This window comes from Burkholderia sp. LK4, from assembly GCF_001043615.1.
In the GTDB taxonomy this organism is placed as follows: Bacteria; Pseudomonadota; Gammaproteobacteria; order Burkholderiales; family Burkholderiaceae; genus Burkholderia; species Burkholderia cepacia.
This window is the reverse complement of the sequence record NZ_LDUL01000032.1, coordinates 64,589-77,470: the sequence shown is the minus strand read 5'-3', so window position 1 is coordinate 77,470 and position 12,882 is coordinate 64,589. Positions and strand designations below refer to the sequence as shown.

13 protein-coding genes and 1 tRNA gene are annotated in these 12,882 nt (G+C 66.1%); 8 read left to right on the top strand and 6 right to left on the bottom strand.

The window, feature by feature from the left end; genetic code table 11:
- The 4 genes from VK92_RS40200 to VK92_RS17140 all read left to right on the top strand — a co-directional run.
- On the top strand, window positions 1-133 hold a 133-nt coding region (locus tag VK92_RS40200; RefSeq protein WP_122982917.1), incomplete at its 5' end, for an aldehyde dehydrogenase family protein.
- Between the two features lie 203 nt (window positions 134-336).
- Window positions 337-1,119: an amino acid ABC transporter substrate-binding protein gene (locus VK92_RS17150; protein ID WP_048025642.1), complete on the top strand. Its 783-nt coding sequence runs from the start codon at window positions 337-339 to the stop codon at window positions 1,117-1,119.
- Between the two features lie 14 nt (window positions 1,120-1,133).
- Window positions 1,134-1,814, top strand: coding sequence for an amino acid ABC transporter permease (locus VK92_RS17145; protein WP_048025638.1), 681 nt, complete (start codon window positions 1,134-1,136; stop codon window positions 1,812-1,814).
- A complete protein-coding gene (locus VK92_RS17140) occupies window positions 1,811-2,569 on the top strand; it encodes an amino acid ABC transporter ATP-binding protein (RefSeq protein WP_048025637.1) in 759 nt (252 codons plus the stop codon). The genes VK92_RS17145 and VK92_RS17140 overlap by 4 nt, the downstream gene beginning before the upstream one ends.
- Window positions 2,570-2,606: 37 nt before the next feature.
- On the opposite strand, the gene VK92_RS17135 is transcribed toward VK92_RS17140, so the two are convergent.
- Window positions 2,607-3,422, bottom strand: a complete 816-nt coding sequence (locus VK92_RS17135; protein WP_048025641.1) for an alpha/beta fold hydrolase — start codon at window positions 3,420-3,422, stop codon at window positions 2,607-2,609.
- Between the two features lie 81 nt (window positions 3,423-3,503).
- Between VK92_RS17135 and VK92_RS17130 the strand changes: the two genes are divergently transcribed.
- Window positions 3,504-4,118, top strand: coding sequence for a CGNR zinc finger domain-containing protein (locus tag VK92_RS17130; RefSeq protein WP_048025636.1), 615 nt, complete (start codon window positions 3,504-3,506; stop codon window positions 4,116-4,118).
- Window positions 4,119-4,172: 54 nt separating this feature from the next.
- Here the strand turns inward: VK92_RS17130 and VK92_RS17125 are convergent, their stop codons facing one another.
- Together VK92_RS17125 and VK92_RS17120 are read right to left on the bottom strand one after the other, a co-directional pair.
- Window positions 4,173-5,225, bottom strand: a complete 1,053-nt coding sequence (locus VK92_RS17125) for a DUF3592 domain-containing protein (RefSeq protein WP_048025635.1) — start codon at window positions 5,223-5,225, stop codon at window positions 4,173-4,175.
- A 217-nt stretch (window positions 5,226-5,442) separates the two neighbouring features.
- Window positions 5,443-5,518, bottom strand: a tRNA-Lys gene (locus VK92_RS17120).
- A 190-nt stretch (window positions 5,519-5,708) separates the two neighbouring features.
- On the opposite strand from VK92_RS17120, the gene VK92_RS17115 reads away from it, so the two are divergent.
- Both VK92_RS17115 and VK92_RS17110 read left to right on the top strand, forming a co-directional pair.
- On the top strand, window positions 5,709-6,113 hold the full coding sequence (locus VK92_RS17115) for a PaaI family thioesterase (protein ID WP_027785770.1): 405 nt from the start codon (window positions 5,709-5,711) through the stop codon (window positions 6,111-6,113).
- Between the two features lie 8 nt (window positions 6,114-6,121).
- Window positions 6,122-6,988: a patatin-like phospholipase family protein gene (locus tag VK92_RS17110; protein WP_048025634.1), complete on the top strand. Its 867-nt coding sequence runs from the start codon at window positions 6,122-6,124 to the stop codon at window positions 6,986-6,988.
- A gap of 47 nt (window positions 6,989-7,035) precedes the next feature.
- Here VK92_RS17110 and VK92_RS17105 read toward each other — a convergent pair whose 3' ends face one another.
- Window positions 7,036-8,049, bottom strand: a complete 1,014-nt coding sequence (locus VK92_RS17105; RefSeq protein ID WP_021159860.1) for a D-2-hydroxyacid dehydrogenase family protein — start codon at window positions 8,047-8,049, stop codon at window positions 7,036-7,038.
- Between the two features lie 426 nt (window positions 8,050-8,475).
- On the opposite strand from VK92_RS17105, the gene VK92_RS17095 reads away from it, so the two are divergent.
- Complete coding sequence (locus VK92_RS17095; protein ID WP_021159861.1) at window positions 8,476-9,525, top strand: LysR family transcriptional regulator; 1,050 nt, start codon at window positions 8,476-8,478, stop codon at window positions 9,523-9,525.
- Between the two features lie 142 nt (window positions 9,526-9,667).
- Here the strand turns inward: VK92_RS17095 and VK92_RS17090 are convergent, their stop codons facing one another.
- Window positions 9,668-12,292 carry a DNA topoisomerase III gene (locus VK92_RS17090; protein WP_021159862.1) on the bottom strand — a complete coding sequence of 875 codons (2,625 nt, stop codon included), beginning with the start codon at window positions 12,290-12,292 and terminating at the stop codon, window positions 9,668-9,670.
- 193 nt (window positions 12,293-12,485) lie between these two features.
- Window positions 12,486-12,866: a thioredoxin family protein gene (locus VK92_RS17085; protein ID WP_048025633.1), complete on the bottom strand. Its 381-nt coding sequence runs from the start codon at window positions 12,864-12,866 to the stop codon at window positions 12,486-12,488.
- Window positions 12,867-12,882: the final 16 nt, after the last annotated feature.

The following is a 12,882-nucleotide window of genomic DNA, read 5'->3' as shown; positions in this document are numbered from 1 at the left end:
CGAAGTGCCGGGCTACCGGCTCGAACTGACGCCGTTCGGCGGCGTGAAGGATTCGGGGCTGGGGTACAAGGAAGGCGTGCAGGAAGCGATGAAGAGCTTCACGAATACGAAGACGTATTCGCTGCCGTGGTAAGCGGTGTGTAAGCCGCGCGCACCGGTTTCGCGGCCGGTGCGCGCGTCAGTCCGAGCGTTGATCGACGCGTTATTCGATCGGCTCATATCGATAGCCGATTTGCGTTTTTGCCGTGCCTCGACGCGTCGGTAGAATTCGCGGACTTCTCGAACGGCACGCGCGTGCCGCGGGATCATTCCCTCCAATCATTCGGGGTCCGCACCATGAAAATCCTTCGCTCCATCCTGGTCGTCGCCATGCTGCAGGCCGTTTCGGTCACGAGCGCACTGGCTGCCGACGACCTGTCGCAGATCAAGTCGTCCGGCGTGTTCCGGGTCGGCACCGAAGGGACGTACGCGCCGTTCACGTACCACGACGAGACCGGCAAGCTGACGGGCTTCGACGTCGACATCGCGACCGCGATCGCGCAGCGTCTCGGCGTGAAGCCGCAGTTCGTCGAAGGCAAGTGGGACGGGTTGATCGCCGGCCTCGACGTGAACCGCTACGACGCGGTCGTCAACGAAGTGTCGATCACCGACGCGCGCAAGGCGAAATACGATTTCTCCACGCCGTACATCACGTCGCGCGCGGTGCTGATCGTGCGCGCGGACAACACGACGATCCGCTCGTTCGACGACCTGAAGGGCAAGAAGTCCGCGAACACGCTCACCAGCAATTTCGGCAAGCTCGCGGCCGCGCATGGCGCGGACGTCGTGCCGGTGCAGGGTTTCAACGAATCGATCGACCTGCTGAGCTCGGGCCGCGTCGACGCGACGATCAACGATTCGCTGTCGTACCTCGATTTCCGCAAGCACAAGCCGGACGCGAAACTGAAGATCGCGGCGACGGACGCGGGCGGCGCCAGCGATGCATCGGGCGTGCTGCTGCGCAAGGGTAGCCCCGCGCTGGTGGCCGCGATCGACAAGGCGCTCGCGGACATCAAGGCCGACGGCACCTACGCGAAGATCTCGCAGAAGTATTTCGGCCGCGACGTGTCGCAGCCGTGACGCGAGGCTGAACGATGCCGGCCTGGCTTCACCTGATGGCGGAATCGCTGAAGCCCCTGCTCGTCGCGGGGCTCATGTTCACGGTTCCGCTCACGCTCGCGTCGTTCGCGATCGGTCTGCTGCTCGCGTTCGGCGCGGCACTCGTGCGGCTGTTCGGGCCGCGCTGGGCGCAGGCCGCCGTGCGGTTCTACATCTGGCTGTTTCGCGGCTCGCCGCTGCTCGTGCAACTGTTCGTGATCTTCTACGGCCTACCGAGCGTCGGCATCGTGCTCGATCCGCTGACGGCCGCCGTGATCGGCTTCTCGCTGAACGTCGGCGCGTACAACGCGGAGGTGATCCGCGGCGTGATCGAATCGATTCCGAAGGGGCAGTGGGAGGCCGCGTACTCGATGGCGATGACGCGCCCGCAGGCGCTGCGCCGCGCGATCCTGCCGCAGGCCGCACGCGTCGCGCTGCCGGCTTTGTCGAATTCGTTCATTTCGCTGGTGAAGGACACGTCGCTCGCGGCCGTGCTGACCGTGCCGGAGATCTTCCAGGCCGCGCAGCGGATCGCGGCCGTGACCTACGAACCGATGATCCTCTATACGGAAGCTGCGCTGATCTATCTGCTGCTCAGTTCGGTGCTGTCCACGCTGCAGCGTCGCCTCGAAACCCGCTTCGGCCGTCACGCGCTGTTCCAGGCGGAGTTGCGATGATCCGGCTCGAACGCATCGACAAGTCGTTCGGCACGCAGCGCGTGTTGCACGGGATCGACCTCGCCTTGCAGCCCGGCAGCGTGACAGCGCTGATCGGGCCGTCCGGCAGCGGCAAGAGCACGCTGCTGCGTTGCGTGAACCTGCTCGAAGTACCCGAGGCTGGTGCGCTGACGGTCGGCGACGCCCGCATCGACTTCTCGTCGGCGCACCGGCCGGCGCGTGACGCCGTGTTCGCGGTGCGCCGCCAGACCGGCATGGTGTTCCAGAACTTTCAGCTGTTTCCGCACCTGAGCGTCGTGCAGAACGTGATGGAAGGGCTCGTCACCGTGCAGCGCTGGCCGCGCGAGCGGGCCCGCGAACGCGCGCTCGCGCTGCTCGAGAAGGTCGGCATCGCGAACAAGGCCGACGCGTGGCCCGGCACGCTGTCGGGCGGCCAGCAGCAACGCGTTGCGATCGCACGTGCGCTTGCGCCGTCGCCGCAGGTGCTGCTGTGCGACGAGCCGACGTCGGCACTCGATCCGGAGCTGTCCGTCGAAGTCGTCGAGGTGCTGCGCCAGCTCGCGCGCGAAGGCACGACGATGCTGATGGCGACGCACGACCTGCGCCTGGCCGCGTCGATCGCGCACGACGCGGTGTTTCTCGCGGAAGGGCGCGTGGTCGAGGCCGGTGCATCGCGCGACCTGTTCGGCGGCCCGCGCGATCCGCGCACCGCGAAGTTCATCTCGACGCTCGCGCAGGGCGTGCCGGTGTTCTGACGCGGCACGCGACAAGCGGCACCCGGTACAGGCGACGTCAACCTTTCCCGGGTCGGTCGAGCACCGCCGCGACGATCGCTTCCGGCGCATCTTCCTGCACCAGGTGGCCCGCGCGCGGCACCCTGATCAGCTGGCCGCCGGCGATGCGATCGGCCAGCGCCTGCCCCTGTTCGAGCGGAATCCACGCGTCGTCCTCGCCCCACACGATGCGCACCGGAAAGTCCGGCGGCGCGTAACGGGCCTCGGCTTCCTCGATGTAGTGCTGGCGCATCTGCGCGATCTGGCGATAGAACGCGGCCTGGCCGGCTGGCGTGAGCCACGGCGCGCGGTAGATCGACAGCGCCTCGTCGCTCAGCGGCCGGGCGACGGCGTTGCCGAGATAGGCCGACACGAGTGCGTGATGCGCATACGCGGGCAATCCGGTGAAGGCGGCTTCGTGCTGCGCGACGTGGCGCACGAACGGCGAACCCTGCGGCGCGATCGCGACCGGGTTCACGAGCGTGAGATCCGCATAGGCGACGCCGTCGAGGAAGTGCGCGCGCAGCACGGTGGCGCCGCCGTAGTCGTGCGCGAGCACGCGCGGTCGCGAAATGTTCCACTCGTCGAGCATCGCGCCGAACAGCGCGTTCTGGCGGCCGAGCGACACGTCCGCATCCGGCATGTCGGATTGACCGTAGCCGAGCAGGTCGTAGAAGAACACGCGATGACGGCGCGCGAGCCACGGTGCGATCCGCCGCCACACCTGCGACGAAAACGGCGTGCCGTGCGCGAGCACGAGCGGCGGCCCTTCGCCGAACGTTCCCCAGGCAATCCGGTGGCCTTCGAAGGTGAAGCGGTTGGCGAGTTCGAGCATCGGCATCTCCGTGCTAACCTGTTTTGGTTGTTAACAGGTTACTCCGGATCGTCCGGGTGTGAAACCGATAGGTGAAAATAAATGGTTACTCGACACGAACCCGTGCGACATGCGCATGAATGGGGGGCAGCCGATTTCGTCGGCGGCCATCCGGCGCTCGACTTCCTCAACACGGTGGCCGACACGGGCAAGACGCGCGACGCGGACAAGTTCGTCGACTGGCCGGCCGTGCATGCGTGGGCGGAGCGCTCGGGGTTGCTGGCGCCGGCCGATCTGGCGCGGTTTCTGCGTCATGCGCGGCAGGACGACGCCGACGCGCTGATCGCGCTGCATCGTTTTCGCGAGGAGGCTTACAGCGCGATCGCGCACCTGACGGCCGGCGGCGGCGGCACTGCCGGCGCGCGCGCAGCGGGCCGGCTCGCCGTTGCGATCCGCGAGGCGATCGGGCGCAGCGCGTTCGATGCGGTCGACGGCCGGTTCGCGTGGCGGCCCGACGCGCGCGTCACGTCGCGCTGGGTCGACGCGGCCGCACTCGGGTTCGAGCATCTGCTGCGCAGCGACGATTTTGCGCGCGTGCGCCAGTGCGGCCGTTGCACGTGGTTCTTCGTCGATCGCGGGCGCGGCGTCGGGCGGCGCTGGTGCGACATGCGCACCTGCGGGAACCGCGCGAAAGTGGAGGCGTTCAGGGAGCGGTGACGTGCGCGCCGAGCCGGTCGTCGTGCCGCGCGGTGCACGGCCGGCACGCGAACGTCATGGCGCGGCTTCGTGCGGCGGGTGTTCCGGCCACAGCGTCGCGGCGATGAACAGCCCGGCCGCGAGGAACGGCGCGCCGATCGCGAACAGGATGGCCGTGAGGCCCCAGTGATCCCAGAAGCGGTCGACCACCGCGCGCTCGGGTGTGACGGGGTCGTACAGCACGTTGACCGCTTCGCCTTCGTGCAGGCCCGGATGCGACGACGCCGAACCCTGCGCGAACCTGATCTGGCGTCCGCTGTCGGTCGTGAACGCGACGATCGCCGAATACAGCGACGTGCGCGCGCGAGGCGAGTGCGTGTTTTTCGCGATCTCGACGACATGGCCGGTGGAACGCGCATAGTGGTGGATGACCTGCCACTGGCGCAGGCCGGCCGCACCGGCGCCGGCGATGAAGCCCGTGCCGATCGCGATCGGAATCAGCACGATCGCGATATCCCAGCGGCTGCGCACGTGCTTGCGGGCGCGGCGGACCGGCGGCGGGGCGGACGACCGGCGGCGGCGCTCGCCGGCGATCAGCAGGCCGCCGATCGCGAACGATGCGATGGCGAGCAGCGCCGGCACGATCGCCGGAAACCAGCGTTGCGCGAAATCGTCGATCAGCGCGGGGCGTTCGGGGTGGCCGGGGTCGAGCCATACCTCGACGTTCTCGCCGATGTCGTAGGCGGGGACGGTCGATGCGGTATTGCCGGCGACTTCGCGACGCTGGCCGTCGTTCGCGAGGTACGCGACGATCGGCCGGTACGCGCGCATCGCGTCGCTGTCCTGCACGATGCGCACGACCGTGCCCGGTGCGCGGACCAATTGGCCGGTCGCCTGCCCGGCCGTCACGGCGAGCATGCCGGCCAGTACGAGCAGCACGACGCCGAGCGCCATCGCGACGAGTGCGTCCCTACCCGGCATGACCGGATCCGGTTCGTCGTGCTGCGCACCGCGGATTCCGGCTTGATCGGGGGGATGGCGTGACCCGCCGAACCGGCCGATATCGGCGCAACCAGGCCCTCTGAATGGTCGCGTCCCGTTCACATGCTTCCATGTCTGACGTCCCATGCTCTCTCAGTGCCGGCGGGCGAACGACAGTGCCTGCGCCGGTCGTGTGATATTTGTCGGACGATTCTAGCGGAAACGATGCGGAAGATGGGTGCGCTCGCGTACCGCGAGGGGCGCGCAACGCGAAGCGACGCGGCGTGAATGAAAAACGGCAGGAAAGCGGCAGGTGTAAACGGAAAAGGCCGGTCAGCTTGCGCTGACCGGCCTTTGAAATTCCTGGTGGGGCGTGAGTGACTCGAACACTCGACCTACGGATTAAGAGTCCGCTGCTCTACCAACTGAGCTAACGCCCCCAACAGAAGAAAGATTATGCACGAGCATTTCAGGCTTGGCAAGTCCTTTCTGCAAATTTCCTGAGAATATTTCGTCACGCCAACGGTGACTGCCGGCCCGATAACGAGCGATCGCAGTTTTCGTGCTCCCGGTATGATGACGCCACACGTGTTGCGCGGCGGTCGCGCAACGCTTTCTGGGCTTTCGAAGATGGACGAAAACGCAGTCCGCGAATTGCTGGATCGCCTGCTGGCCCCCTGGGTCCGCTCGCTCGGTCTGGTCCCCGTGTCGATCGGCGACGACAGCGTCACGCTGCGCCTGCCGTTTTCCGGCGAATTCCGCCATTCGGGCGGTGTGATCTGCGGCCAGGTGTTCACGGCGGCCGCCGATACCGCGATGGTGGTCGCGATCTCGGCCGCGCTCGGCGAGTTCCGGCCGATGACGACCGTGTCGTTGAACACGAACTTCATGCGTCCCGTGCGCAAGGGCGACGTGCTCGTCACCGCGCGCGTGCTGCGGATGGGCCGCAATCTCGTATTCGGCGAAGTCGAGCTGTTCGACGAAGACGGCAAGATGGCCGTTCACGCGACGTCGACCTACGCGCTCGTCAGCTGAGCGGCGCGATGTTCGACCAGATCGTCTTTGCGGGTGGCGGCAATCGCTGCTGGTGGCAGGCCGGCTTCTGGGACGTCGCACGGCCGGCGCTCGGCCTGCGCCCGCGCGTGATCACCGGTATCTCGGCCGGCGCGGCAACTGCCTGCATGCTGTATACACGCGACGCCGCCTGGGTGATGCGCTATTACGAAGAGGCGCTGCGCCACAACCGGAAGAACGCGTACTGGGGCAACCTGTTCGGGCGCGAGCCCGTGTTTCCGCATTACCGGATTTACCGTCAGGCGCTGCTCGACATCTACGGCGAACCGTTCGCGAAGCTTGCCTCGGCGCCGGAGATCCGCATTGGCGTGTCGCATGTGCCGCGCTGGCTCGGTGCGCGTAGCGCAGTCGCCGCCGGTCTTGTCGCGTACAACATCGAGAAGTACGTGCGCAAGACGCTGCACCCGACGCTCGGGCGCACGCTCGGCTTTCGGCCCGAATTCGTGCGTGCGCAGGCCTGCACGCAAGTCGAGGAACTCGCCGACCTGATCCTGCAGTCGTCCTGCACGCCGCCGTTCACGCCGGTGCTGCGCCGCGGCGGCCGGCCGGTGCTCGACGGCGGGATGGTCGACAACGTGCCGGTCGACGCGCTCGACCCGACGCCGGGCGACGTGCTGGTGCTCGTCACGCGGCTGTATCCGCGCCCGCAGATGTTCACGGTCGCGCATGGCGAGCAGCGTCGACTGTACGTCCAGCCTTCGAGCAAGGTGCCGATTTCGAGTTGGGATTACACGAGCCCGTCGCAGATGCGGCATGCGTACGATCTCGGTCGGCGCGACGGCGAGCATTTCCTTACGCGCGTCGATGCGATGACGGGCGGCCGCGTGGCCGCCTGACGACCGGGAATGGAGGAGCGGGGCTGCGGCGTGCGCAGCCCGCGCGGTCAGCGCTTGCGGATCGGCGTCAGCGCTTCCGGGTTGGCAACGCTCGACATGTCCCCGTCGTCGAACGCGAGGATGTTGCGGAACGCCGCGCTGAAGTAGAGCTCGTAGCTTTCGCGCTCGACATAGCCGATGTGCGGCGTGCAGATCACGTTTTCCATTCGCAGCAGGCTGTAGCCCTGCAGGATCGGCTCGCTCTCGAACACGTCGATCGCGACCATCCCCGGACGGTTGTGCGACAGCGCGTTGACCAGTGCGTTGTCCTCGAGCAGTTCGGCGCGGCTCGTGTTGACGAGCAGCGACGTCGGCTTCATCCGCATCAGGTCTTCCTGCTTCACGATCCCGCGCGTGTCGTCATGCATGCGCAGGTGCAGCGACAGCACGTCGCTCTGCTCGAACAGCGCTTCGCGGCTTTCGGCGGCCGTATAGCCGTCGGCGCGCGCGGCCTCGAGCGAATGCTCGCGGCCCCAGATCAGCACGTTCATGCCGAACGCCTTGCCGTAGCCGGCGACGAGCCGGCCGATCTTGCCGTAGCCCCAGATGCCGAGCGTCTGGCCGCGCAGTACCTGGCCGAGGCCGAAGTTCGGCGGCATGGCCGACGTCTTCAGGCCCGACTGCTGCCAGGCGCCCTGCTTCAGGTTCGCGACATACTGAGGAATGCGGCGCTGGGCGGCCATCACGAGCGCCCAGGTCAGCTCGGCGGGGGCGACCGGCGAGCCCGTGCCTTCGAGCACCGCGATGCCGCGGTCGGTACAGGCTTCGAGGTCGATGTGGCTCGACACGCGGCCGGTCTGGCTGATCATGCGCAGGTTCGGCAGCTTTGCGAGCAGTTGCGACGAAATCGGGGTCCGTTCGCGAATCAGCACGAGCGCCTCGACTTCCGCCAGACGGCTGGCGAGTTGTCCCAATCCGCGCACCGTATTGTTGAAGACCTTCACGTCGTGGCCGGCAAGCATCTCGAAGCAGTTCAGCTTGCGGACGGCGTCCTGGTAGTCGTCGAGGATGGCAATTTTCATGATGAGCGGGTGTCGCGCGTTGAAAGCGGCGGTGGCGGCGGCGCACCTCGCGCACCCGTCCCGCCCGGCCGGGGCCGACATGATGCTATGTCAGCCGCCTTCGTGGTGTCTTTTTAACAGGTTGTTACGCTCCGCCGCAATTGGCGGCGGCCTGACCCGGCGCCGCTCGCGGGCAGGGCAGAAGGGTGCGCTGTTGTGTCGCATCAAATACGTCCTTCCTGATTCGGCCGCTTACACGACGAGGTTCACCCAATTGTTGTCCCAATCGGAATAATTGGATCAACTATCCGCAGAGGGCGAGGATTTTTGACTATTTTTATCGTCAACCGGGGCCTTGTTGAGCAACTCTGCATCATTTCCGCTGTCGTAGGAGAATTACGCATTTGCTTCATCTTTTTGAAGTTGTAACAGCGGCAGGAGTCGTTTATGGATCATTTGCAGTCGATGCGCGTGTTCGTCAAGGTTGCAGATCTCGGCAGTTTCGCGCGGGCCGCGAGTGCAATGGATATCTCCAACGCGGTCGCGACGCGTCACGTCGCCGATCTGGAGGGCAGGCTCGGCACGCGTTTGCTGAACCGCACCACGCGCAGCCTTTCCCTGACCGAGTCAGGCCAGGTCTATCTGGAGCGTGCCCGCCAGATCCTCGATGAGCTGGAAGACGTCGAGCAGATGGTCGTCGCGCGCAATCACGAGCCGGTCGGCACGCTGCGCATCGTCGCGCCCGTCGTGTTCGGCCTGCATAACCTCGCGCCCGTGTTGCAGTCGTACACGGAGAATTTCCCGAAAGTGGTGCCGGATCTCACGCTGGTCGACCGGCAGGTCGATCTGGTCGAGGAAGGTTTCGATGTCGGCATCGTCGTCACGCGCCAGATGCGCAGCGCGAGCATCGTCACGCGGCGCCTGACCACCGGCTGCATGACCGTGTGCGCGACGCCGAGCTATCTCGAGAAGCACGGCGTGCCGACCCATCCGGAGCATCTCGCCGAGCATCCGAGCCTGAGCCTGCCGACCGAATACTGGGGCGACGAGCGTGTGTTCACGGGGCCGGACGGCGAAGTGCGCGTGCGCCCGACCAACGTGATCGTCGCGAACAACACCGCGATGCTGCGCCAGTTCGCGCTGCTCGGGATGGGTGTCGCGATCCTGCCGAGCTACCTGATCGGCAGCGACATCGCGCGCGGTGCGCTCGTGCGGTTGCTGCCGGATTTCCGGCTGCCGCAGGTCGAGATCAACATCGCTTACCCGAGCCGGCGCCATCTGCCCGCGAAGGTGCGCACGTTCATCGACCACCTCGTCGAGCACTTCAGCCACTCGACCGACGCGACGATGGGTGAGCAATGGGCCGCGCAGAGCTCCGCGCTCGCGCCGATCGGTGTCGAGACGCGTGCCGAGCAACCGGAATCGGCCGACCCGAACCTGTCGCCGCGCCTGCCGCGTTCGCCGCGCACGCGCGTCGCGGCGCCGTCGCCGCTGTAACGGCGCGACGGCCCGGGCGGCCGGGCGTCGGTTCCCGCCGGCACAAAGAAAAAACGCGGATCGAGCAGTCGATCCGCGTTTTTTTATGGCTGCCTGCCGAAGCAGGACGCGCCGGGAGAAAGCCCGCCCGGCGTCCAGGCTGTTACGAGCCCGTCTTGCGGGTCGTCGTCTTGCGGGCCGCCGTCTTGGTGGCGGCAGTCTTCGCGGCGGTCTTGCGAGCCGGTGCCGGTTTCTCGTCTGCACCTTCCGTCACGGTTTCGGCATCCTTCGTCGCCGATTTCGCAGTCTTCTTCGCGGCGGCGGCTTTCGGTTCCTTCTTCTCGAACTCAAAGCCGATCTTGCCGTCCGGCTGCTTCACGAGGAACGCCTTGAAGTTGCGGCCGGTACGCGACGACTTGAAGTTCGGCAGCAGATCCGTGCGGCCGTCGGCCAACAGCTTGCCCATCTGCTCGCGCGAGATTTCCTGCTGCAGGATCACCTTGCCCGAGCGGAAGTCGCACGTCTTCGGGTTGGCCACCGAGTGCTCGCACACGTAGCTCATCCCGTGCTCGAACACGCGGCCCTTGCACTTCGGGCACGCGCCGACCGGTTCCTGCGTGGAGAAGTCGGGCGCCTCGCCTTCCTCGCCGCCCGTATCCTGGCCGAAATCGAACTCGAGCTTGTAGTTCTTCGTCTCGTCGTCGAACGAGAGCTTCAGGATCGCCGAGAACGGGCGGCCCATCTTGCTGCGGAATCCGGAAAGCGGGCCGATCGTCTTTTCCCGCAGCAGTTCCTCGACTTCCGCGATCTCGAACTGCCGGCTGCCCGGGATCTTCGAGATCGAGAACTCGCACTTCGTGCACGCGAAGCGGCGGTAGTTTTCCTTCACCTGGCCGCCGCAGTTCGGGCACGGCGTCTCGAGCGTCGCGTAATCGCCGGGGATCGTGTCGGAATCGTATTCCTTCGCGCGCTTGACGATCTGCTGCGTCATGCGGGCGATTTCCTGCATGAAGGCGTCGCGCCCGAGGTTGCCGCGCTCCATCTGCGACAGCTTGTATTCCCATTCGCCGGTGAGCTCCGGCGCGGTCAGTTCCTTCACGCCGAGGCCGCGCAGCAGCGTCATCAGCTGGAACGCCTTCGCGGTCGGGATCAGTTCGCGGCCTTCACGCACGAGGTACTTTTCGCCGAGCAGGCCTTCGATGATCGCCGCACGCGTGGCCGGCGTGCCGAGGCCCTTCGCTGCCATGGCTTCGCGCAGTTCGTCGTCCTCGACGAGCTTGCCCGCGCCTTCCATCGCGGACAGCAGCGTCGCTTCCGAATAGCGTGCGGGCGGCTTCGTGACGAGCGCGACGGCGGCGATTTCGTCCGTCTTCACCTTCTCGTCCTTCTGCACTGGCACGAGGTTCGCATCCGCGCCTTCGGCGTCGCGGCCGTACACCTGCAGCCAGCCCGGCTCGACGAGCACCTTGCCCTCGGTCTTGAAGTGATGGCCGGCGACTTCGGTGATCCGCGTCGTGACGCGGAATTCGGCGGCCGGGAAGAACACGGCGAGGAAGCGCTTCACGACCATGTCGTACAGCTTCTGCTCCGGCTCGGACAGCGACTTCGGTGCCTGCAGCGTCGGGATGATTGCGAAGTGGTCGCTGATCTTCGAGTTGTCGAAGATGCGCTTGTTCGGCTTCACCCAGCCCTTGTCGAGCACCTGCTTCGCATGCGGCAGGTAGTTGTTGCTCTCCTTGAGCATCTCGAGCGTGGACTGGACCGTCGACAGATAGTCTTCCGGCAGCGCGCGCGCGTCGGTACGCGGGTAGGTCAGCACCTTGTGCTTTTCATACAGCGCCTGTGCGAGACCGAGCGTGTTCTTCGCGGAGAATCCGAAGCGGCTGTTCGCTTCGCGCTGCAGGCTCGTCAGGTCGAACAGCAGCGGCGACAGTTGTGTCGACGGCTTCGATTCCTCCGAGACCGTGCCGACCTGGTCGCGGCACGCGGCGACGATCGTTTCGGCAGCCGGCAGGCTCCACAGGCGGGAGTCGCGCTTTTCCGGATCGAATTCGTCGCGCTTGAATTTCGGGTCGAACCACTTGCCTTCGTAGAAGCCGCCCGCGCACGCGAATTCCGCCTTCACTTCCCAGTAGTCGCGCGGGATGAAGCGGCGGATTTTCTCTTCGCGTTCGACGACGATCGACAACGTTGGCGTCTGAACGCGGCCAACTGTCGTCAGGAAGAAGCCGCCGCCCTTGCTGTTGAACGCGGTCATCGCACGGGTGCCGTTGATCCCGACGAGCCAGTCGGCTTCCGAGCGGCAGCGTGCGGCGTCGGCGAGCGGTTGCATGTCGGTGTCGCTGCGCAGGTTCGCGAAGCCGTCGCGGATCGCCTGCGGGGTCATCGACTGCAGCCACAGGCGCTGAACCGGCTGCTTCGCCTTCGCGTGCTGCGCGATCAGGCGGAAAATCAGCTCGCCCTCGCGCCCCGCGTCACATGCGTTGATCAGGCGGTCGACGTCCTTGCGCTTCATCAGCTTCGTAAGCACCTTGAGGCGCGACTCGCTTTTTGCGATCGGGTTCAGGTCGAAATGCGGGGGGATGACGGGCAGATGCGCGAAGCTCCATTTCCCGCGCTTGACCTCGTACTCTTCCGGGGCGGCGATTTCCAGCAAGTGGCCGACAGCGGACGAAAGGACGAAATCGTCGCTCTCGTAATATTCGTCATGCTTGGTAAAGCCGCCCAAAGCGCGTGCGATGTCGTTCGCGACAGAAGGCTTTTCCGCAATGATCAGTGCTTTGGACATGACAGGTGTGTGTTGGTAGACCGGGTTCGCCGGTTGTGGGGCCCTTTAACGACCGCTTTATAGCACACGCCGACGCGACGGCGGCTTGGCGTGCAAAAAGCGGCTCATCATAGAGGGGGCCTGCAACGGCGGCAAGCGCCCGGCGCGGCGGCGCGCGCAAACGGGCGCAAAACCGCCGGGCCGGCTCGCGAATTCAGGCTTCGACGGTCAGGACGTTGCGCAATTTCGGTGCGTGCGGCGCACCGGGTACCGCACTCAGGTCGGACAGCATCCGCTCGACGATTGCCGCATGCGGCAGCACCGTGCCGAAGAAACGTGCGGTATGGGTATCTTCGATCAGGATCGTCGGGAAATTCTCGACGTCGAGATCGTCGAGCTGGTCGGCATGCGTTTCGATGTCGATCCAGGTGAAGCAGGCGTCCGGATGCGCGTCGGCGAGCTGGTCGAAGGCCGTCCGGTAGTCGCGGCACGTGCCGCACCACTCGGCGCACAGGCAGGCGACGAGCAACGTGCCGGGATCGGCGAGGCGCTCGGCGATCCGATCCGCATCGGTGTCGAGGTTCAGCGCGGGCATGGATTTCCTTGGATAT